The sequence below is a fragment of the Streptomyces mesophilus genome, assembly GCF_040300965.1.
Lineage (GTDB): Bacteria > Actinomycetota > Actinomycetes > Streptomycetales > Streptomycetaceae > Streptomyces > Streptomyces mesophilus_A.
Map to the genome: position 1 here is coordinate 13159 of NZ_JBEPEW010000090.1, position 21005 is coordinate 34163.

General features: G+C 70.9%; 14 protein-coding genes and 1 pseudogene. 8 read left to right on the forward strand and 7 right to left on the reverse strand.

All coding sequences use genetic code 11. The annotated features are described in order from the left end of the window. Positions 1–37: 37 nt before the first annotated feature. Positions 38–1552, forward strand: a complete 1515-nt coding sequence (glpK, locus tag ABT367_RS26930; RefSeq protein WP_352255685.1) for a glycerol kinase GlpK — start codon at positions 38–40, stop codon at positions 1550–1552. A 71-nt stretch (positions 1553–1623) separates the two neighbouring features. Here the strand turns inward: glpK and ABT367_RS26935 are convergent, their stop codons facing one another. From ABT367_RS26935 to ABT367_RS26955, 5 genes are all read right to left on the reverse strand, one after another. Next, positions 1624–2229, reverse strand: a complete 606-nt coding sequence (locus ABT367_RS26935; protein WP_352255686.1) for a GTP-binding protein — start codon at positions 2227–2229, stop codon at positions 1624–1626. 209 nt (positions 2230–2438) lie between these two features. Further along, positions 2439–6044: a hydantoinase B/oxoprolinase family protein gene (locus ABT367_RS26940; RefSeq protein ID WP_352255687.1), complete on the reverse strand. Its 3606-nt coding sequence runs from the start codon at positions 6042–6044 to the stop codon at positions 2439–2441. Positions 6045–6086: 42 nt separating this feature from the next. After that, positions 6087–6482, reverse strand: coding sequence for a DUF742 domain-containing protein (locus tag ABT367_RS26945; RefSeq protein WP_352255688.1), 396 nt, complete (start codon positions 6480–6482; stop codon positions 6087–6089). A gap of 9 nt (positions 6483–6491) precedes the next feature. Continuing rightward, positions 6492–6932 carry a roadblock/LC7 domain-containing protein gene (locus ABT367_RS26950; RefSeq protein ID WP_352255689.1) on the reverse strand — a complete coding sequence of 147 codons (441 nt, stop codon included), beginning with the start codon at positions 6930–6932 and terminating at the stop codon, positions 6492–6494. Then, positions 6929–9868 carry a nitrate- and nitrite sensing domain-containing protein gene (locus ABT367_RS26955; protein ID WP_352255690.1) on the reverse strand — a complete coding sequence of 980 codons (2940 nt, stop codon included), beginning with the start codon at positions 9866–9868 and terminating at the stop codon, positions 6929–6931. The genes ABT367_RS26950 and ABT367_RS26955 overlap by 4 nt, the downstream gene beginning before the upstream one ends. Before the next feature lie 442 nt (positions 9869–10310). On the opposite strand from ABT367_RS26955, the gene ABT367_RS26960 reads away from it, so the two are divergent. Further along, entirely contained in the window at positions 10311–10736 is a 426-nt protein-coding gene (locus ABT367_RS26960) for a hypothetical protein (RefSeq protein WP_352255692.1), read from the forward strand. 60 nt (positions 10737–10796) lie between these two features. Here the strand turns inward: ABT367_RS26960 and ABT367_RS26965 are convergent, their stop codons facing one another. Next, positions 10797–11117, reverse strand: a complete 321-nt coding sequence (locus tag ABT367_RS26965) for a bifunctional 3-phenylpropionate/cinnamic acid dioxygenase ferredoxin subunit (protein ID WP_352255694.1) — start codon at positions 11115–11117, stop codon at positions 10797–10799. 404 nt (positions 11118–11521) lie between these two features. Here ABT367_RS26965 and ABT367_RS26970 point away from each other — a divergent pair, with 404 nt between their 5' ends. From ABT367_RS26970 to ABT367_RS26995, 6 genes are all read left to right on the forward strand, one after another. Then, positions 11522–12265 carry an IclR family transcriptional regulator gene (locus tag ABT367_RS26970; protein WP_352255695.1) on the forward strand — a complete coding sequence of 248 codons (744 nt, stop codon included), beginning with the start codon at positions 11522–11524 and terminating at the stop codon, positions 12263–12265. 208 nt (positions 12266–12473) lie between these two features. Further along, a complete protein-coding gene (locus ABT367_RS26975) occupies positions 12474–13562 on the forward strand; it encodes an S-(hydroxymethyl)mycothiol dehydrogenase (protein ID WP_352255696.1) in 1089 nt (362 codons plus the stop codon). Continuing rightward, on the forward strand, positions 13559–14185 hold the full coding sequence (locus ABT367_RS26980) for an MBL fold metallo-hydrolase (protein ID WP_352255697.1): 627 nt from the start codon (positions 13559–13561) through the stop codon (positions 14183–14185). The genes ABT367_RS26975 and ABT367_RS26980 overlap by 4 nt, the downstream gene beginning before the upstream one ends. Positions 14186–14289: 104 nt before the next feature. Then, complete coding sequence (locus ABT367_RS26985) at positions 14290–16716, forward strand: GcvT family protein (protein WP_352255698.1); 2427 nt, start codon at positions 14290–14292, stop codon at positions 16714–16716. A gap of 40 nt (positions 16717–16756) precedes the next feature. Next, a complete protein-coding gene (gene solA / locus ABT367_RS26990; protein ID WP_352255699.1) occupies positions 16757–17914 on the forward strand; it encodes an N-methyl-L-tryptophan oxidase in 1158 nt (385 codons plus the stop codon). Positions 17915–17930: 16 nt separating this feature from the next. Continuing rightward, positions 17931–19055, forward strand: a complete 1125-nt coding sequence (locus tag ABT367_RS26995) for an aromatic ring-hydroxylating oxygenase subunit alpha (protein ID WP_352255700.1) — start codon at positions 17931–17933, stop codon at positions 19053–19055. A 45-nt stretch (positions 19056–19100) separates the two neighbouring features. Here ABT367_RS26995 and ABT367_RS27000 read toward each other — a convergent pair. Then, positions 19101–21005, reverse strand: a pseudogene (locus ABT367_RS27000) (hypothetical protein); the annotation flags it as partial.

Sequence of the window (21005 nt, forward strand, 5' to 3'; positions counted from 1 at the left end):
GAGCGCTTTCCGAGCAGCCTTCTGAAAAGGGGAACCCATGCCGGATCGTAAGCACGTCGCGGCGATCGACCAGGGCACCACTTCGAGCCGCTGCATCATCTTCGACCAGGACGGCGCGATCGTCGCCGTCGACCAGCGAGAGCACCGCCAGATCTTCCCCAAGCCCGGCTGGGTCGAGCACGACGCGACCGAGATCTGGTCCAAGGTGCAGGCCGTGGTGGCCGGCGCGCTCGCCAAGGCGGGACTGCGCGCGGGCGACCTGAGCGCGCTCGGCATCACCAACCAGCGGGAGACGACGGTCCTTTGGGACCGCGCCACCGGCAAACCGGTGCACAACGCGATCGTCTGGCAGGACACCCGCACCTCCGCCCTGTGCAACGAGCTCGGCGGTACGGACGGCCAGGACCGCTTCCGTGAGGCCACCGGTCTGCCACTGGCCAGCTACTTCTCCGGGCCCAAGGCGGCCTGGCTGCTCGACAACGTGCCGGGCCTGCGGGCACGCGCCGAGCGCGGCGAGATCGCCTTCGGCACGATCGACTCCTGGCTGATCTGGAACCTGACCGGCGGCACGGACGGCGGCGTGCACGTCACCGACGTCACCAACGCCGGGCGCACCATGCTGATGAACCTGGAGTCCCTGCAGTGGGACACCTCGATCCTGTCGGCGATGAACGTCCCGCAGGACGTGCTCCCCGAGATCAAGTCCTCGGCCGAGGTGTACGGCACGGCGGTCGGCCAGCTCGCCGGTGTACCGGTGGCCTCGGCGCTGGGCGACCAGCAGGCCGCGGTGTTCGGGCAGGCCTGCTACGACACCGGTACGGCCAAGAACACGTACGGCACGGGCAGCTTCCTGCTGCTCAACACCGGTAACCGGCCGGTTCCTTCGAAGAACGGGCTGCTCACCACCATGGGCTACCAGATCGGCGGCGAGGCGCCGGTCTACTGCCTCGAGGGCTCGATCGCGATCACCGGCGCGCTGGTGCAGTGGTTCCGCGACCAGCTCGGCATCATCCGCAGCGCGGACGAGATCGAGACGCTCGCGGCGAGCGTGGAGGACAACGGCGGGGCCTATATCGTGCCCGCGTTCTCCGGTCTGTTCGCCCCCTACTGGCGCTCGGACGCCCGGGGTGTGATCACGGGTCTGACGAGGTATGTCACCAAGGGACACCTCGCGCGCGCGGTCCTCGAGGCCACCAGCTGGCAGACGCGTGAGGTCGTCGACGCGATGTACCAGGACTCCGGTGTGCACATCACGACACTGAAGGTCGACGGCGGGATGACCAAGAACAATCTGCTGATGCAGCACCAGGCGGATGTGCTCGGTGTGCCCGTCGTACGTCCGAAGGTCTCCGAGACCACCTGTCTCGGCGCGGCCTATGCGGCGGGGCTCGCGACCGGGGTGTGGAACGACCTCGACGAGCTCAAGGCGCACTGGCAGAAGGACGCCGAGTGGACTCCGCAGATGGCCGCGGACGCGCGCGAGAAGGAGTTCCACAACTGGCACAAGGCGGTGGAGCGCAGCTTCGGCTGGCAGGAGGACGGCGAGGGCTGAGGCCCGGCGCCCCGATGTCGGCGGCTCGTACCCCGGTCGGCGGGGGTGCGGGCCGTCGGCCCGCGCGGGCCCTAGGTGGCGGCCGGCTGGCGGGACTCCGACACCCTCGTCATGGCGTGCTCGACCAGGCTGATCAGCACGTTCTTCGCCGATTCCCGCTTACGGGCGTCGCAGAGCACGACCGGTACCTCTTCATCGAGGTCGAGCGCCTGGCGGACCATGTCCGCGGGGTAACGGGTCGCGCCCTCGAAGCAGTTGACGGCCATCATGAACGGTATGCCGCGCCGCTCGAAGTAGTCGACGGCCGCGAAGCAGTCCTCGAGGCGCCGGGTGTCCGCGAGGACCACGGCGCCGAGCGCGCCCTGCGCGAGCTCGTCCCAGAGGAACCAGAAGCGGTCCTGCCCCGGTGTGCCGAAGAGGTAGAGCACCAGGTCGTCGCGGAGCGTGATGCGCCCGAAGTCCATGGCGACGGTGGTGGTGACCTTGCGTTCGACGCCGTGCAGATCGTCGACGGGGCGCCCGGCCTCGCTGAGCAGCTCCTCGGTGCGCAGCGGGCGGATCTCGCTGACGGCTCCGACGAGGGTCGTCTTGCCGACACCGAATCCGCCGGCCACGAGGATCTTGAGCGTGACCGGTTCGACCGGGGCCTGTCGGTGCCCTGTACGCCCGAGGACCATCTTCTCCACTCCTGATCGCCGGTGAGCCGGAACGCCCTTGATACGTAAGGCAGTTCCGTCCCCCTGACTCTATCGGCGTGCGCTGCGTGGTTCACCGGGGGTGGGTGATCCTGTGCAGAACGGTTTCGCTGGCGATCGCTTCCCGGCCGCTTAGCGGTCGTCCGACGGTCGGCATCGGTCCCGTTCGACCGGTATGCGACCTCGGTGGATCAGGTGTCCGGGCCGCCGTAGCCTCCGCCGCCGGGTGTTTCGACGATCAGCACGTCTCCTGGGGCGAGTTCGGTACTGTCGCTGCCGTCGAGCGTCTCGACCGTTCCGTCGGCGCGCTCGACCCGGTTCGCGCCGAGCGCGCCGGGTGCACCGCCCGCCATGCCGTACGGCGGAACGCGCCGATGACCGGAGAGCGTGGACACCGTCATCGCCTCGCGGAACCGGATCCGCCGCAGCGCCCCGTCACCGCCGCGCCACCTGCCGGCTCCCCCGCTCCCCCGCCGTACGGAGAACTCCTCGAGCAGCACCGGCAGGCGCCATTCGAGGACTTCGGGGTCGGTCAGCCGCGAGTTCGTCATATGGGTCTGTACGACGGGTGCCCCGTCGAAGCCCTCGCCCGCGCCGGATCCGGAGGCCACCGTCTCGTAGTACTGGAAGCGTTCGTTGCCGAACGTCACGTTGTTCATGGTGCCCGAGCCCTCGGCCTGCACCCCGAGCGCCGCGTACAGGGCACCGGTGATGGCCTGGGAGGTCTCGACGTTGCCGGCGACGACCGCGGCGGGCGGGCGCGGGGAGAGCATGGAGCCCTCGGGCACGATGATCCTGAGCGGGCGCAGACAGCCGTCGTTGAGCGGGATGTCGTCGGCGACGAGGGTGCGGAAGACGTAGAGGACCGCGGCGTTCACGACGGCGTACGGGGCGTTGAAGTTGCCTGCGAGCTGGGGCGAGGTGCCGGTGAAGTCAAGGGTGGCGGTGCGCTGTTCGCGGTCCACGCGCACGGTGACGCGGATCGTGGCGCCCAGGTCCGTCTCGTAGGCGTAGGTGCCGTCGTCGAGGGCGTCGACGACCCTGCGTACGGCTTCCTCGGCGTTGTCCTGCACGTGGCGCATATACGCCTGCACGACATCCAGGCCGAAGTCCTCGATCATCCGCGTGACTTCCTCGACGCCCTTGGCGTTGGCGGCGATCTGGGCGCGGAAGTCGGCGAGGTTGGTGGCCGGATTGCGGGAGGGGTACGGGGCTTGGGTGAGCAGCTCCAGGGTCTCCTGCTCACGGAAGCGGCCGCCCTGGGCGAGCAGCCAGTTGTCGAAGAGGATGCCCTCCTCGTCGATGCTGCGGCTGTGCGCGGGCATCGAGCCGGGGGCGATGCCGCCGATCTCGGCGTGATGGCCGCGTGAGGCCACGTAGAAGAGGATCTGCTCCTCCTCGCCCGCGGGGCCGCCGCCGTCGAACACGGGCGTGATCACCGTGACATCGGGCAGGTGGGTGCCGCCGTGGTACGGGTCGTTGACGGCGTACGCGTCGCCGGGTCGCATCGCGTCGCCGCGGCGCCGGATGACCTCCTTCACCGACGTGCCCATCGAGCCCAGGTGGACCGGGATATGGGGCGCGTTGGCGACGAGATTGCCGTCCGGGTCGAACAGGGCGCAGGAGAAGTCGAGCCGCTCCTTGATGTTCACGGACTGGGCGGTGGATTCGAGCCGGGCGCCCATCTGCTCGGCGATCGACATGAAGAGGTTGTTGAACACTTCCAGGAGGACGGGGTCGGCCTCGGCGGTCGCCGCGAGCCCCCCGGTCTCCGCCGTCCGCTCCATGACCAGATGCCCGTCGGCGTTCAGCGCCGCCTGCCAGCCCTCGTCGACGACGGTGGTGGCATTGGCCTCGGTGATGACCGCCGGGCCGCGCACGGTCCGCCCTGCGGGCAGTTCCTCGCGCCGGTGCAGCGGAACCTCGCGCCAGGCGCCCGCGGTGTGCAGCGGGACCTGCTGCGGTGTGCCCGCGCCCGCCGGGGCGAGGCCCACGAGGTCGGGGGCGTCGGTGAGTCCGGTGGCCTCGACGGAGAGCGCCTCGACGACGAGAGGGCGCTGCAGCGTGAAGGAGTACGTGGCGCGATGCCGCTCCTCGAACTCCTCGCGCATGGCTGCCGGCTGCCCGAGGCCGACCGTGAGCGCGGTGTCCGTGCCGTCGTAGCGCACCTGGGCGCGGCGGGTGACGCGGATCCGGTCCTCGGGCACCTCCTCGGCCCGCAGCTCGGCACGGGCTGCCGCTTCGAGCGCGTCGGCCGTTTCCCGTACGCGCCCCATCTCCGGCTCCTCCAGGGGCACTTCGAGGGATTGCTCGCGCATCGCCGTCGTATCCGCGAGACCGATGCCGAGCGCGGACAGGACACCCGCCATCGGGGGTACGAGGACGGTGCGGATGCCGAGCGAGTCGGCGACGGCGCACGCGTGCTGGCCGCCGGCTCCGCCGAAGGTGGTGAGGGCGTAGCGGGTGACGTCGTGGCCCTGCTGGACGGAGATCCGTTTGATGGCGCCGGCGATGTTGTTCACGGCGATCTGCAGATAGCCCTCGGCGACCTGCTCGGGGGTTCGTTCATCGTCGGTCTGCTGCCGGATCTCCTCGGCGAGCGCGGTGAAGCGTTCCCGTACGAGAGCGGCGTCGAGCCGCTGGTCGCCGCCGGGCCCGAACACCCGGGGGAAATGCTCCGGTTGGATGCGGCCGAGCATCACGTTGGCATCGGTGACGGTGAGCGGCCCGCCGCGCCGGTAGCAGGCCGGCCCCGGGTCCGCGCCCGCCGAGTCGGGGCCGACACGGTAGCGGCTGCCGTCGAAGTGCAGCACCGAACCGCCGCCCGCGGCGACGGTGTGGATGTCCAGCATGGGGGCGCGCAGCCGGACCCCGGCGATCTGGGTGGTGAAGACCCGCTCGTAAGCGCCCGCGTAGTGCGACACATCGGTCGAGGTGCCGCCCATGTCGAAGCCAATCACCCGCCGGAAGCCCGCCAGTTCGGACATCCGCGCCATGCCGACGATGCCGCCGGCCGGCCCGGACAGGATCGCGTCCTTGCCCCGGAACCGGCCCGCGTCGGTGAGGCCGCCGTTGGACTGCATGAACATCAGGCGGACGTCCGGGAGTTGCTCCGCCACCTGGCGCACGTAGCGGCGCAGGACCGGTGAGAGATAGGCATCGACGACGGCCGTGTCGCCGCGCGGCACCAGCCTCATCAACGGGCTGACCTCGCTGGAGAGCGAGATCTGCGGGAAGCCGATCCGGCGGGCCAGCTCGCCGATGGCCTGTTCGTGCTCCGGGTGGAGGTGGCTGTGCATCGTCACGACGGCGATGGCGTGGATGCCGTCCTCATAGGCCTGACGCAGCGGGCCTTCGAGTGCGCCGAGGTCGGGCGGGGTGAGGACCGTGCCGTCGGCCGCGAGGCGTTCGTCCGCCTCGATCACGCGCTCGTACAGGAGCTCCGGCAGGACGATCTCGCGGGCGAAGATCCGCGGGCGGTTCTGGTACGCGATACGCAGGGCGTCCCGGAAGCCCTTGGTGATGACGAGGAGGGTGCGGGCGCCTTTGCGCTCCAGGAGGGCGTTGGTGGCGACCGTGGTGCCCATGCGGACCGCGTCGATCCGTGTCAGGTCGGGCTTGTCGCCGAGCAGTTCATGGATGCCGGCCACCGCCGGGTCGTCGTAGCGGCCCGGGTTCTCCGAGAGGAGCTTATGGCTGACGAGCGTGCCGTCGGGGCGGCGCGCGACGACATCGGTGAAGGTGCCCCCGCGGTCGATCCAGAACTGCCAGCCAGGACCGCGCGCTTCGTCTGCCACAGGGGCCTCCTCTGCCGACACAGGACCAGGCCTTGCCCGGTGTCAGAGCGCGCGCAGCCCGGTGATCACGTCGCGCAGAATACTCTCGTCCGGCAGCTCGGCCGGTGGAACGGGCCGGGTGACATGGACCAGTTCGTCCTCCACGAGGTCGCCTATGAGCACCCGTACGACACCCAGCGGCAGATCGAGCGACGAGGCCAGCTCCGCCACCGACTGCGGGGCGTCCAGGCAGAGGTCGATGATGTCGACGTGCTCGGGCGACAGAGTCTGGTCCGCCTCCGCGTCATCGGCGGCCGGCTCGGGCACCACCAGCGCGATCAGATCGAGTTGGTGGCGCGCCGCACCGGCGGTGCGGCCCCGCGTCATCGCGTAGGGGCGCACCACCGGCCCGGCGTCGTCGTCGTACCAGTGCGGGTTCGCGCTGCCGTCGTCGCTCATGCCCTCCTACTACCCTCCCGTGGGCAGATCGGTACGCGGGGCGGTCGCCAGATGCACACCCACCCGCTTGACCAGGAGTGTCATCTCGTAGGCGACCTGGCCCACGTCCGAGTCGGCGTCGGAAAGCACGGCGAGCGCACTGCCGTCGCCCGCCGCGGTCACGAACAGGAACGCATCGTCCAGCTCCACGACCGTCTGACGGACCCGGCCCGCCTCGAAGTGCCGGCCGACGCCCTTGGCGAGGCTGTGGAAACCCGAGGCGACAGCGGCGAGATGCTCGCTGTCCTCGCGGGTGAGATTCTGCGAGGCGCCGGTCGGCAGACCGTCACTGGAGAGCACAAGTGCCTTGCGGATGCTGGCGACCCGGTCGACCAGATCGTCCAGGAGCCAGTTCAGCTCACCGGACGTACGCAGGCCTGCGTGCTGTGCTCCGGTCCTCGGTGTGGTCATCGACCGTTCCCCTCGGGTGTGGTGCTGGTGTCTTCGGCCGCCACCGGCTCGTCCGCCGGCGGTGCGGCGGCCTCCGGGTCGGCGGCGTGGCGTGCGGGGGGTTCCTGAGCGGCCGCTTCATCGGCGGGGGTCCGCTCCTCTCGTACGGGCGTGGGCGCTTCCTCCCGTACGGGCGTGGGCGCCCCTTCCCACACGGGCGTGGAGGCCGCCTCGTCTACGGGCGTGGGCGTCTCGCGTACGGGCGTGGGCGTCTCGCGTACGGGCGTGGGGGCCGTCTCACGTACGGGCGTAGGGGCCGTCTCACGTACGGGCGTAGGGGCCTCGCCCGTCTCCACCCGGCCGCGCTGCCAGCCGCGCTGGAGCGAGGCCATCCGGCTGCGCACCTCGTCGGCATCGCGGTCCGCGGCCGGCTCGGCCGGGGGCGCGGGGGCCTCCGTGGTCCGCAGTTGCGGCGCCAGGCTGGCCTGGCGGACGCGGCGGGGCAGGATCTGGGTCGGGCTGTCGACTGGCGAAGCGCCTCGGTCGTCGACGGGCGGTGCGGACCGGTCGTCGGTGGCCGGTTCGCGCCCGCGATCCTCGGACGGCTCGGTCTGGGCCGGCTGCGGCAGCGTGCGGCCGTGCGAGCTGACCAGCTTGGGCGTACGGCGGCGCGGCAGCGGCACCAGGCCGTCCACGCCGCGCGGTGCGGAGCCGCCGGGGCGCACGGCCTCGCCACCGGGCTCCCGCGCCTGCTGGTGCTGTTCGCCCGGGGCCTCGGAGAGGTGCCGGCGCGGCCGGAACAGACCGCCGCGCTCGCTGTCCTCGTCCTCGATGTCCAGGGCGCCGCCGAGCCGGCCGAGCACGCCGCGGGCGCCGGTGTCCGCCGTTCCCTGTGTGGCGTCGAGCTCCTCCAGGCCGAGGGCCGACTCGAGCTCCACCGGACCGTCCAGGAGCTGCTCCTCCAACGGCTTGGGCGGCAAGGACAGTTGAGCCAGGCGGGCCTTGCGGTCCGCGTCCCGTTCGAGGGCGTCGAGGTCGACGCGCAGCCCCGAGCCGTCGGTGTCGGAGGCGTCGGTGAGCAGCGCCTCCGGGATGAAGACGACCGCGGTGGTCCCTCCGTACGGCGAAGGCGTCAGCGAGACCCTGACGTGCTGGCGCTGCGCCAGACGGCTGACCACGAACAGGCCGAGCCGGTCGGTGTCCGACAGCTCGAACTCCGGTGTCTCCGCGAGCCGGAGGTTCGCCTCGAGGAGCTGGTCGGAGGTCATGCCCAGACCCCGGTCGTGGATCTCCAGCGTGAAGCCGCTGCCGACGCGCTCGCCGACCACCTGGACGGCGGTGTGCGGCGGCGAGAACACCGTGGCGTTCTCCAGGAGTTCGGCGATCAGGTGGGTGAGGTCGGCGACGGCCGTGCCCTGCGCGGCGATCCGCGGAAGGCGGCGCACCTCGATGCGCTCGTAGTCCTCGACCTCGGCGACGGCGGCGCGAACCACGTCCATCAGCTGTACGGGCTTGCGCCACTGCCTGGAAGGCGCGGCACCGGAGAGGATCACCAGGCCCTCGGCATGGCGGCGCATCCGGGTCGTCAGGTGGTCGAGGCGGAACAGGTCCTCGAGCTCCTGGGTGTCCTCGGTCCTGCGCTCCATGGTGTCGAGCAGGGTGAGCTGCTTGTGCAGCAGGACCTGGCTGCGGCGGGCGAGGTTCACGAACACCTCGGAGATCCCGCGCCGCATGCCCGCCTGCTTCACGGCACCGTCGACGGCGGCGCGCTGCAGGGTGTTGAGCGCCTGGCCGACCTGGCCCATCTCGTCGGTGTCGTGCTCGAGGAGCGGCGCCTCGGTCTCCACGTCGACCATCTCGCCCGCGGCGAGGCGGCGCATCACACCGGGCAGCCGCACCGCGGCCGCGTCATGGGCGTCGTCGCGCAGGTGGGTGAGGTCGCGGACGAGGCCGCGGCCGATGCGGATGGACATCATGAGGGCGAAGACCAGGGCGAGCAGACCGAAGAAGCCCACGAGCACGGCCTTGACGAGCACGCCGATGGCGACCGGCTCGACCCGCTCCTTGTAGCGGTCGCCCGCCGCCTTGGTGAGGTCGCCGACATCGTCGAGCGCACGGCCGGCCGCAGCGTCCCAGACCTTCGGGTTCAGCTCGCGCGGGCGCTGCGCCCCTGCCTCGACGAGTGACTTCTCCGCTTCGAGCAGCGGTGCGGCGAACGCACCGCTCCAGAAGCGCTCGAACCGGTCCTGTTCGTCCTGCGGCAGGGCTTCGAGGCCGCTGTCGTACCGCACCTCGCGCTGCGCGATCAGGGCGGCCGCCTGCGTCCAGTCCGAGCTGTCCGGGCGGTCGGCGCGCAGGGACGAGGCCACCAACGCGTCCTCGTGGGAGAGGAGTTCACGGCCGCGCGCCAGGGTGATCAGCGCCCGGGCCTCACGGTCCGCCTCCAGGTTGTCCATGGCGTACGTGCCCATGAGGTACGTGAAGCAAGGGTCGATGAGCCGGGTGTACAGGTCGACGGCGCCCCTGCGGCTGGTCTGTCCGTCGTCGACGGAACGGCGCAGCGACTCAAGGGTGTCGAAGGCCTCCACGATCGCGTCGAGCCGGCGGGCCGAGGCCGCGTCCATGAGGTCACGGACATCCTCGTCCCCGGCCGCGGAGCGGATCCGCTCCACCAGCTTGTCGGTGAGGGTCCGCTGTTCGCTCAGATTCGTGCGCACCTTCGGATCGTCGGGGACGGCCAGATGTACCGCGGTCTGTCGGCGTTCTTCCTGGATCACCCGGATCGTGTCGTCCAGCGGATAACCGATCTCGTCCACGACCGTGGCCACATCGAGGAGTTGAACCGCCTCGCGGCCGGTCACATATGTGCCGTACCCCCAGACAACGGTGAGCGACAGCAGCGGCACCAGGAGCAACGCCACGATCTTCCGGCGGATGGACTTCCCGCGAAAGCGCATGGCCTCCCCCAGAACGGCGCCCTACAGCAGGCGCGACGTCAGAAACGGCGCGAGCCTACTACTGCCACTCGAACAACTCGAAGGGGTGTCCGACACCCTTTTGAGCCCGACGGGCGGCGGCACGTACCGAGTTGTCCGTCCTTACCGCCACATCGACACCTCTCCTTTACTGGACACCACCCGTGAACTTCAGGCCATAACTTTCTGGGTCTTGGCCGGATTCACTCGATCGCGGACCGTCGAAGCGCTTCGGACGGCTGTGAATCTTCCGGGAATCTTCGGAGGGGTTCGTTCGTCCTTACGTGAGGGAAGACGGGGCACTCGGCAGGACGACGCTCCGCGGGACGACGGAGTGAACCGGATCAAATCCGGGCAACCACTGAGGAGTCGGACCCGACAAGGAGCGGTGGCGTCCGGCTGTGGGGAGTGGAGTGACGTGCTGATGAGGACGGCGGATCGACGGGGGCCCGACCGCGAGCTGTGGGTCGACGACCCGGTGGGGCGGCCCAGACTGCCCGATCCGGTGCGCACGGCGGCGGTGCGGGCGGTGATCCTGGCGTCGTTGACATTGATCGCGACCACGGTGGCGTTCTTGTGCACCGTGGCCGGATCGTCGCTGGCGTTTCCGATGGTGCTCGGCAGCGTGGGCGGCACCGTGGTGTCGACATGGGGCGTCCTGGACGTCTGGGTGACGCGCCAGGTGTGGAATCAGCGCCATGGCGTGGTGTCGACCCCGCGCAGCACCGCGCGACGGCTGCGCAAGGAGCGGCGCCAGGCGCGTCGGCAGGCTCGGCGCACCGGGCGTGAGCCGGCCCGGGCGCGGCCAGGGACGCAGACACAGGGGAATGTCGCGGGCGTACGGGTGTGATCTCCGCGCGTGTGGCCCGGGGCGTACGGGTGTGAGCCCGTGCGTCCCGGGCCACACCGCTCAGGCCACGCCTTCCGCCTCGGCCGGCGGCTCCACATGGATCATGCCGTCGATCACGACCACCCGGTGCGTACGGACCGGGACGCGCGCGGGAAGACAGGTCGGTTCCCCCGTGCGCAGGTCGAACGAGGCGGCGTGCAGCGGGCATTCGACGCGGCAGTCCTCGATCCAGCCGTCGGACAGGGCCGCGTCCTGATGGGTACAGGTGTCGTCGAGGGCGAACAGTTCGCCCTCGCTGTGGAAGACGGCGATCGGCGGCTCGGTCTCGATACGGACGGCTTCGCCGTCGGGGAGGTCGTCGAAGCGGCAGACGGGAATCATGGGCCCCCCTGTGCGGTCGGACGTGGACGATCCGAGAGGTGGACGATCCGAGGTGCATGCGTTCCGAGGTGCGGACGTTCCGGAATGCGGTGGTGCCGAGATGCCGGAATGCGGTGGTGCCGAGATGCCGGGGATCCGAAAGGCAGCGCCGGCCCGGCAGGTTGACGTCTCCGCGCGGGTACCGCCGGTACGACCCTTCGGTAACATCATGTTGCGCAGGGCGCGTTGAAGAGCGCTCTGCGCAACAGAATCCGCGCGGGAAGCGCATCACGTCAAGCACTTCCCGCAGAAGCGGCCGTGACCGGCCGCCCGGGGGTGACCAGCTAGCGATGAGCAGCAGGCGGGACCGATCTCCGCGAGAAGGCTCCGGTACGGACAAGTCGCCCAGGTCACAGCCGAGTTCGGTGCAGTCCGTCGAGCGCGCGGTGAGCGTGCTCGAGATCCTGGCCCAGCAGGGCGAGGCGGGCGTCAGCGAGATCGCCGACGAGCTGGACGTCCACCGTTCGACGGCGTTCCGGCTGCTCGGCGTCCTGGAGAACCGGGGCCTGGTCGCGCAGACACAGGACCGCGGCAAGTACTTCCTCGGCGCGGGCGTGCTGCGGCTCGCCGGAGCGGCAGCCGTGCGGCTCGACATCTCGCAGGAGGGCGCGCCGCTGTGCCGCGAACTCGCCGACGAGCTGGGCGAGACGGTCAATATCGCGGTCCTCGACGACGACGCGGCGGTGAACATCATGCAGGCCCGGGGCTCCGCCTCGGTAACGGCCCAGAACTGGCTGGGCCGCCGCACCCCGCTGCACGCCACGTCCAGCGGCAAGGTGCTGCTCGCCCATCAGCCGCCGGCCCTGCGCGAGGGACTGCTCGCGCGGACACTGCCGCGGTTCACCGACCGTACGGTGACCGGGTCGGTGGCGCTGCGCGACGAGCTGCGGTCGGTCGAGGAGCGCGGATTCGCGCTTGCCATGGAGGAGTTGGAGATCGGTCTGACCGCGGTGGCCGCCCCCGTCAGGGCCCATGACGGCAAGGTCATCGGGGCGCTGAGCGTCTCGGGTCCGGTGTACCGGCTGACCGAGGAGCGCCTGCGTGAGCTGGCGAAACGCGCTGTGGACCGGGCGGATGAGCTGTCCCGGCGGATGGGGTACGCGCTGTAGGGGCCGAGGGGTGCGCAGTGCGGCGTCCGGGTGGGCACACGGTGCGGCGGCCGGTCCGGCGCGCACCGCGGCGGCCCGTCCGCCCGGGCTCGGCGATCAACACCTCGTAGAACCAAGGCCGCTGCCCTCTTGACGGTTTCCTCACGCCGTTCCCACTATGTCTCTCATCGCGCAACACCACGTGCAGTGCGCAACAGGTGGGGGTGTCATGTCGTACGAGGTCCGTGCCGTCGTCGCCATGAAATCGGGTGCGCCGGTCGAGGTGCAGACGATCAGAGTCCCCGACCCCGGCCCCGGCGAAGTCCTGGTGTCGGTGCAGGCCTGCGGGGTCTGCCACACCGATCTGCACTATCGCGAGGGTGCGATCAACGACGAATTCCCCTTCCTGCTCGGCCATGAGGCGGCGGGGACCGTCGACGCGGTGGGCGAGGGCGTCACCGATCTCGCGCCCGGTGACTATGTGGTGCTCGCCTGGCGCGCGCCCTGTGGTGACTGCCGTTCCTGTCGCCGCGGCCGCCCCTGGTACTGCTTCGACTCCCGTAACGCCGTCCAGCCGATGACGCTGCTCGACGGCACCCCCCTGAGCCCGGCCCTCGGCATCGGCGCCTTCGCGGAGAAGACCCTCGTCGCGGCCGGTCAGGCGGTCAAGGTGGACCCCGCCGCACGCCCCGAGGCGGCCGGCCTGATCGGCTGCGGGGTGATGGCGGGATACGGCGCCGCGGTGAACACGGGCGGGGTCTCGCGTGGGGACACCGTGGCCGTGATCGGCTGTGGCGGCGTCGGCGACGCGGCGATCGCCGGCGCCTCGCTCGCCGGTGCCCGCCGGGTGATCGCCGTCGACATCGACGACCGCAAGCTGGACGGCGCGACCCGCTTCGGTGCCACGCATACGGTCAACTCCCAGGGCACGGACCCCGTCGAGGCGGTCCGTGAGCTCACCGACGGCTTCGGGGTCGACATCGCCATCGACGCGGTGGGCAGGCCCGAGACCTTCCTTCAGGCGTTCTACATGCGCGATCACGCGGGCACCGTGGTGCAGGTCGGTGTGCCCGACCCGCAGATGAAGCTGGAACTCCCGCTCATCGACGTCTTCTCGCGCGGGGGCGCCGTCAAGTCCTCCTGGTATGGCGACTGTCTCCCCAGCCGGGACTTCCCAGTCCTCATCGACCAGTTCCTCAGCGGAAAACTGGACCTCAACGGCTTCGTCTCCGAGACCATCGCCCTCGAACAGGTCGAGGCGGCCTTCACCAAGATGCACCGCGGCGAAGTGCTGCGTTCGGTGGTGGTCATCCGATGACGGCCACCGGCCCGGTGCGCGCCGAACGGGTCCTCACCTCGGGGACGTTCAGCCTCGACGGGGAGACCTTCGACGTCGACAACAACGTGTGGCTGATCGGCGACGACGCCGAGGTCCTGATCGTCGACGCCGCGCACGACGCCACGGCCATCCGGGCGGCGGCCGGGGCGCGCCGGGTCACCGCCATCGTCTGCACCCACGGCCACGACGACCACATCGGCGCGGCCGCGGAACTCGCCGAGCTCACCGGCGCCCCGATCCTGCTGCATCCGGCGGACCGCGAGCTGTGGTCGGTGGTCCACCCGGACCGCAAGCCGGACGCAGACCTCGCCGACGGGCAGCTGCTCGACGTCGCGGGCATCCAGGTGCGGGTGATCCACACACCGGGGCACACCTGGGGCAGCTGCACGCTCCATGTGCCGTTCCTGGAGGCGGTGTTCACCGGCGACACCCTCTTCCACGGCGGCCCCGGCGCGACCGGGCGCTCGTACTCGGACAAGCCGGCCATCGAGCACTCGATACGGGAACGGCTGCTCGTTCTGCCCGCAGGCACCGTCGTCCACACCGGCCACGGCCAGGACACCACCATCGGCGCGGAACGCCCGCACGTACCGCACGCATAGCCCGCCGACAGCCGCACGCACAGCCCACGAACAGCCACACACAGGCACACCGCACCAGCCGCACCCAGGTACCCCGCGCACAAGGTCCCCACGCGAGGAGGGTCATGTCCGGCACGCCCACGACTCACCGTAAGACCGTCATCATCGGTGCCGGCATCGTCGGCTGCTCTCTCGCCGACGAGCTGACGGCGCGCGGCTGGAGGGATGTCACGGTCCTCGACCAAGGCCCGCTCCCGGCCGCGGGCGGTTCCACCTCGCACGCGCCCGGCCTTGTCTTCCGGACCAATCCGTCGAAGACCATGACCGAGCTGGCCGCCTACACGGCCGGTAAGTTCACCGAGCTCGGCGCCTTCCGCGCGGTCGGCGGTCTTGAGCTCGCCACCACCTCCGAACGCTGGACGGATCTGCACCGCCGCGCGGGTCTCGCCGCCGCCTGGGGTGTGCGGGGCGAGCTGATCTCGCCGGCCCGCTGCAAGGAGCTCTGGCCCACGCTCGACGAAGCGGCACTCCACGGCGGCTTCCTCACGCCCGACGACGGCCTGGCGGACGCGGTCCACGCGTGCGCCGTCCAGATCGAACGCGCCACGGCCCGCGGAGCCCGCTTCCTCGACCGGCACACCGTCACCGGCATCGAGCAGGCGGACGGGCGGGTCACGGGCGTGGTCACCGACCGGGGCACGTTCGCCGCGGACCTCGTGGTGTCGGCCGCGGGGTTCTGGGGTCCGGTGATCGGCCGCATGGCCGGAGTGGACGTACCGCTGCAGCCCCTTGCCCATCAGTACGTGAAGATGGGGCCGCTCCGGGCGCCGGCCGACGGACCGCAGGGCACTACGCCGGACGCCCCGATCCTGCGCCATCAGGAGCGCGACCTCTACTTCCGGCTGCACGACGACGGCCTGCTCGGTATCGGCTCGTACGCCCATCGCCCGCTGCCCGTCGACCCGGCGGATCTGCCCTCGTACGACGAAGCACCGGTCATGCCGTCCTCGCTGGCGTTCACCCCCGAGGACTTCGCACCCAGCCTCCGGGACTGCCGCGACCTGATGCCCGCCTTGCGGGACGCGGAGATCACCGAGGGTTTCAACGGGATCTTCTCCTTCACGCCCGATGGCTTCCCCGTCCTCGGCGAGTGCCCGGAGCTCGCCGGGTTCTGGCTGGCCGAGGCGGTCTGGGTGACGCATTCGGCCGGTGTGGCGCGGGCGTTGGCCGAGTGGATCACGACCGGGCACCCGGGCATCGACCTGCACGAATGCGAGGTCACCCGGTTCGAGGACGCCCAGCGCTCCCCCGTCTACGTCGCCGAGCGCGGCGCGCAGCAGTTCATCGAGGTGTACGACGTCCTCCATCCCCTGCAGCCGATGGAGCGGCCAAGGCCGCTGCGGGTCAGCCCCTTCCACGCGCGGCAGCAGGAGCTCGGCGCGTTCAGCCTGGAGGGCGGCGGCTGGGAGCGGCCGCACTGGTACGAGGCCAACGCCCCGCTCGCCGAGGGCCTCGACCTGCCCGAGCGCGATGCCTGGTCGGCCCGTTACTGGTCACCCATCGCGGCCGCCGAGGCGCTCGCCACTCGCGAGCGGGTCGCGCTGTACGACATGACCCCGCTGCGCCGGCTCGAAGTGACCGGCCCCGGTTCGCCGGCGTTTCTGCAGCGGATGACGACCAACAACCTGGCGAAGCGGCCTGGTTCGGTCACGTACGCCCTGCTGCTCGATCACCACGGTGGCATACGGTCCGATCTCACCGTGGCCCGCCTCGGTCCCGAGCACTTCCAGATAGGCGCCAACTCACCTGCGGACCTTGACTGGTTGACCCGGCACGCCCCTGACGGTGTGGCGCTACGGGACATCACCGCGGGCACCTGCTGCGTCGGCGTCTGGGGCCCGCTCGCCCGCGAGCTGGTCCAGCCGCTGACCCGTGATGACTTCTCGCATCAGGCTTTCGGCTACTTCCGCGCCAAGCAGACGTACATCGACCATGTCCCGGTCACGGCGCTGCGTCTGAGCTATGTGGGCGAGCTGGGCTGGGAGCTGTACACCACCGCCGATCTGGGGCTGCGGCTCTGGGACACGCTGTGGGAGGCCGGGCAGCGGCTCGGCGTGATCGCCGCCGGCCGCTCCGCGTTCAACAGCCTGCGCCTGGAGAAGGGCTACCGGGCCTGGGGCCTGGACATGACGAGCGAGCACGACCCGTACGAGGCGGGGCTGGCCTTCGCCGTACGCCGCGACAAGGAGTTCGTGGGCCGTGACGCGCTGGACGAACACCGGCCGCCGACAAGGACGTTGACCGCGCTCACCCTTGACGACCCGGCCGCCGTCGTCCTCGGCAAGGAGCCGGTGCACGTCGACGGCGCGGTGGCCGGATACGTCACCAGCGCCGCGTACGGCTACACGCTCGGCCGCTGCGTCGCCTACGCCTGGCTGCCACCCCTGCCCACCGGGACCGGAGTGCAGATCGAGTACTTCGGCGAGAAGGTGCCCGCGACCGTACGGGAGGAGCCGCTGTTCGATCCGGAGATGAGCCGTATCCGCCGCTGAGCAGAGCTGCATCCGTACCCGCTCCTGAGGAGGCCCCACGGTGTCCCGCACCTATGACGTGATCGTTCTCGGACTCGGCGGTATGGGCAGCTCCGCCGCCTGGCATCTCGCCGAGCGGGGGGTGCGGGTGCTCGGCCTGGAGAAGTTCGGCCCGGCGCACAACCGCGGTTCCAGCCACGGAGGTTCGCGGATCACCCGGCAGTCGTACTTCGAGGGGACCGAGTACGTGCCGCTGCTGCTGCGCGCGTACGAGCTCTACGAGCGGCTCGAACGTGACACCGGCCTCGACGTCGCCACGCTGTGTGGCGGTCTGATGGCAGGACGCCCCGACAGCCGTACGGTCGCGGGCTCCCTGGAGTCGGCGAGGACCTGGGGTCTGCCGCACGAGCTGCTCGACGCGCGCGAGATCCGCCGCCGGTTCCCGACGCTGAACCCGGCGGACGACGAGATCGGCCTGTACGAGGCACGGGCCGGACTGCTCCGGCCGGAGACCACGGTCACCGCACAGCTCCGGCTCGCCGAACGGGCGGGCGCCGAGCTGCACTTCGAGGAGCCGGTGATCCGGTGGGCGCGAGACGGTGACGGTGTGCTGGTGGAGACCGCCCAAGGTACGTACACAGCAGGCCAGTTGGTGATCTGTCCGGGCGCATGGGCTCCCCGGCTGCTCGCCGACCTGGACGTGCCGATCACGATCGAGCGGCAGATCATGTACTGGTTCCAGCCCTCCGGCGGCGTCGGACCGTATCTGCCCGAGCGACACCCGGTCTACATCTGGGAGGACTCCGCCGGCATCCAGGTCTACGGGTTCCCGGCGATCGACGGACCCGACGGCGGCGCCAAGGTCGCCTTCTTCCGCAAGAACGGCGCGCCCTGCACACCCGACACCATCGACCGCACGGTCCACCAGCACGAGATCGACGCGATGGCCGCCCAGGTCGGCCGTCATCTGCCCACGCTGCCGGGGAAGTTCCTGCGGGCGGCCACCTGTATGTACTCCACCACGGACGATGAGCACTTCGTGATCGCCCGGCACCCGTCCCATGCGGAATCGGTGACCGTGGCCTGCGGATTCTCCGGGCACGGCTTCAAATTCGTGCCCGTCGTCGGCGAGATCCTGGCCGATCTCGCATTGCGGGGTGCGACGGAGCACCCCATCTCACTCTTCGACCCGCGACGGTTCGCGCCGCCGCCTGTGTGAGAGGCACGACCGCCCCATGACGACCGCACCCGCCTCGGGCTCCACGAGCCTGATGGCCACACTCCCGGGTTCTTCCTACGCCGATCCCCAGGCCTTCGCACGTGAGCAGGAACTCATCCTCGAAACCCTGTGGATGTGCGCCGTCCGCGCCGCCGATCTGCCCAGGCCGGGTGCGTACCGGACCGTGCAGATCGGCCGCGAATCGGTCCTGGTCACCCGCAACCGCCAAGGCGAACTGCGCGCGTTCTTGAACGTCTGCCGTCATCGCGGCGCACGCCTGTGCACCGAGGAGTCCGGTGAGGTGCGGCGCAACCTCCAATGCCCGTACCACGCCTGGACGTACGACCTGGACGGCCGCCTGGCCGCCGCTCCGAACCTCTCGAAGATGCCGGACGTCGACCGGGTCGCGTACGGGCTGCGGCCGGTCGCCCTGCGCGAGTGGCTCGGTTACGCCTGGGTGTGTCTGGCCGACGAGCCGCCGTCCTTCCAGGACACGGTGGTCGGCGCGGCCACCGAGCGGCTCGGCGAGGCCGCGGCGATCGAGCGCTACCGCGTGGCGGAGCTGGAGCTCGGCCGGCGCATCACGTACGACGTGCGCGCCAACTGGAAGCTGATCGTCGAGAACTTCATGGAGTGCTACCACTGCGCCACGATCCACCCCGAACTCACCGACGTCCTGCCGGAGTTCGCGGACGGTCTCGCCGCGCAGTACTACGTGGGCCACGGCGCCGCCTTCGGCGACGACGTCAAGGGGTTCACCGTGGACGGCAGCGCGGGTTTCGCGCGGCTCAGCGGGATCGCGGAGGAGCAGGACCGGCGGTACTACGCCGTCACCGTGAAGCCCGGCGTCTTCATCAACCTGGTCCCCGACCATGTGATCCTGCACCGGATGTACCCCCTGGCGGTGGACCGCACGGTCGTCGAGTGCGACTGGCTGTACGCACCCGAAGTGGTGGCCTCGGGTGCGGACGTCAGCCAGTCGGTCGAGCTCTTCCACCGGGTCAACACCCAGGACTTCGCGGCCTGCGAGCGCACCCAGCCGGCGATGAGCTCGAAGGCGTACCGAAACGGCGGGGTCCTGGTGCCCTCCGAGCATCACATCGGCGGGTTCCATGCGTGGGTGCGGTCGTTGGTCGGGTGAGAACCGGTCCGCTTGGCCGGGCAGCCATGTCGACCGGGCCGGAGGTCAGCCCACCGTCTCCGCCGGCCGCTTGTACATCCGCGTCGCCGTGATCTCGCTGTGTCCCGACTCGTCGTCCGTGTGCTGCTGCGGCAGGCCGGGGCGCAGGTGCTCCTCGACGCTGATGTACTTCAGGCCCGCCCGCAGGTCCGCGTCGTTGCGCAGCCGGATGACCAGCGGGAACTCTGCCAGGGCCGTCGTGTCGAACAGTCCGGTCGTGTACAGGAGTTGGACACCCAGCGCGTCGGAGACGGCGCGCTGGAGTTCAAGGAGGTACGTGGCGTTGGCGCGGCCGATCGGATTGTCCAGGAACAGGGTGCCGGCGTGCCGGTGCTTGTCGCGGCCGCGGTCGTTGCTGCGCAGCGCGGCCATCGTGCAGTACAGGGCGATGGCCGCGGTGAGCAGCTGGCCGCCGGAGAAGACGTCGCCCATCTGGCCGACGGGTACGCGCTCGGCGCGCAGCACCGCGTCCGGCTTGAGGATCTCCACCGAGACACCGCGCGGTTCGAGCGCGGCCTGAACTCCCCTGAGCAGCAGGGACATTCCGTCCCTGCGCAGATCGGAGTTCTTCTTCAGGGCGGCCTTGGTCGCCTCGTCCACGACCTCGCCGAGCCGTTCGGTGAGCGTGGCCTGGTCGGGCTCCTCGAAGCGGATCCGCAGGAACTCCTGACCCGACCACTCGCCGAGCCCTTCGGGCAGCTGAGACAGGCGCTGGGCCGAGCGGAGCGTCGCGAGCGCGGACTCCACGAGCCCGCGGAGCCGGTCGACGATGCTGTCGCGATTGCGCTCCAGCTGCGCCAACTCGTCGGTCAGGACCCGCAGTCGGGGCGCGAACGCCTCGGCCCACTTCTTGGCGTGCTCGGGCAGCGCGGCCGCGGGCAACTCCCGGATCTGCTGGCGTGCGGGGGTGCGCACCTGCTCGTAGCGGGTGGAGTTGGCATGCCGTACGAGGACATCGCTCGCCTCCCGAACGGAGGCTTCGGCGGCCGACAGGTCGGTGGCGCAGCCGCGCAGCGAGCGCCGGGTCTCACCCGCCGACTGCCGGGCCTCGTCGAGGGTGCCGGGGAAGGGCTCGGGTTCGCCTTCCGCGTCCTCGTCGGCGTGGTGGTCCCGCAGCAGGTCGCGCAGCAGCGCGGCCGTCTCGTCGAAGCCGCCCGCGCCGTCCTCGGCGGTGCGGTGCGCGGCGAGCAGCTCGGCGTGCTGGTCCCGTGCGGTGCTCAACGCATCGGTGCAGGCAGCCAGTTCGCCGGTCGCGGTGCGCAGGAGCGACTGGGCGTGCTCGGCGTCCTTGGGCGTACGGTCATCGGGCAGCTCGGTGTGCGCCTCGCCGTCCTCGGGCGCGTGCCGCTCGGCCTCGCCGCGCAGCCGGCCGAGCTGCTCGCTCGCGGTGGAGGCGCGGGTCTCCAGCATCTGTACGAGGGACTCGGCGCGTGCGGCCGCGGCCTGTCGGGAGGGCCCGTCGGAGCCGTCGGTGCTTTCGAGGAGCTGGGCGGCGCGGGTGCGGACCTTGTTGCTGAGCCGGTCGAGCTCGGCGACCGCCGCGGACTCGTCGGACTCGGCGCGAGCCTGCTCGGCGCGCAGATCGGCGCCGACGCCGACCTTCTCGTACAGCTGCGAGGCCGCGCGGTAGGCCTCGCGCAGCGCGGCCAGGGGCGCCTTGGGCGCCTCGGATTCCAGCGGTACGTCATCGGGTGCGCCCGCGATCTCGGCGCGCTCGGCACGCAGCGTGCGCGCGGTGCGGCGGGCGTCGTCGGCGGCGCGCTGGGCGGCGCGGCGGTCCTCGTCGGCGGCGCGGGCGCGCTCCAGGCAGGACTGGGCCTTGGCCTCCGACTCGGCGGCCTCGTCGGCGAGTTCACGCAGCTTGACCTGCCAGCCGGCCCGCTCCCGCAGCCGGAACGCCAGGCCCGCGAG

Excerpts from the sequence above, each read along its gene's own strand:
- glpK (WP_352255685.1), top strand. The coding sequence starts at position 38 with ATGCCGGATCGTAAGCACGTCGCGGCGATCGACCAGGGCACCACTTCG.
- ABT367_RS26935 (WP_352255686.1), bottom strand. The coding sequence starts at position 2,229 with ATGGTCCTCGGGCGTACAGGGCACCGACAGGCCCCGGTCGAACCGGTC.
- ABT367_RS26945 (WP_352255688.1), bottom strand. The coding sequence starts at position 6,482 with ATGAGCGACGACGGCAGCGCGAACCCGCACTGGTACGACGACGACGCC.
- ABT367_RS26950 (WP_352255689.1), bottom strand. The coding sequence starts at position 6,932 with ATGACCACACCGAGGACCGGAGCACAGCACGCAGGCCTGCGTACGTCC.
- ABT367_RS26955 (WP_352255690.1), bottom strand. The coding sequence starts at position 9,868 with ATGCGCTTTCGCGGGAAGTCCATCCGCCGGAAGATCGTGGCGTTGCTC.
- ABT367_RS26960 (WP_352255692.1), top strand. The coding sequence starts at position 10,311 with ATGAGGACGGCGGATCGACGGGGGCCCGACCGCGAGCTGTGGGTCGAC.
- ABT367_RS26965 (WP_352255694.1), bottom strand. The coding sequence starts at position 11,117 with ATGATTCCCGTCTGCCGCTTCGACGACCTCCCCGACGGCGAAGCCGTC.
- ABT367_RS26975 (WP_352255696.1), top strand. The coding sequence starts at position 12,474 with ATGTCGTACGAGGTCCGTGCCGTCGTCGCCATGAAATCGGGTGCGCCG.
- ABT367_RS26980 (WP_352255697.1), top strand. The coding sequence starts at position 13,559 with ATGACGGCCACCGGCCCGGTGCGCGCCGAACGGGTCCTCACCTCGGGG.
- ABT367_RS26985 (WP_352255698.1), top strand. The coding sequence starts at position 14,290 with ATGTCCGGCACGCCCACGACTCACCGTAAGACCGTCATCATCGGTGCC.
- ABT367_RS26995 (WP_352255700.1), top strand. The coding sequence starts at position 17,931 with ATGACGACCGCACCCGCCTCGGGCTCCACGAGCCTGATGGCCACACTC.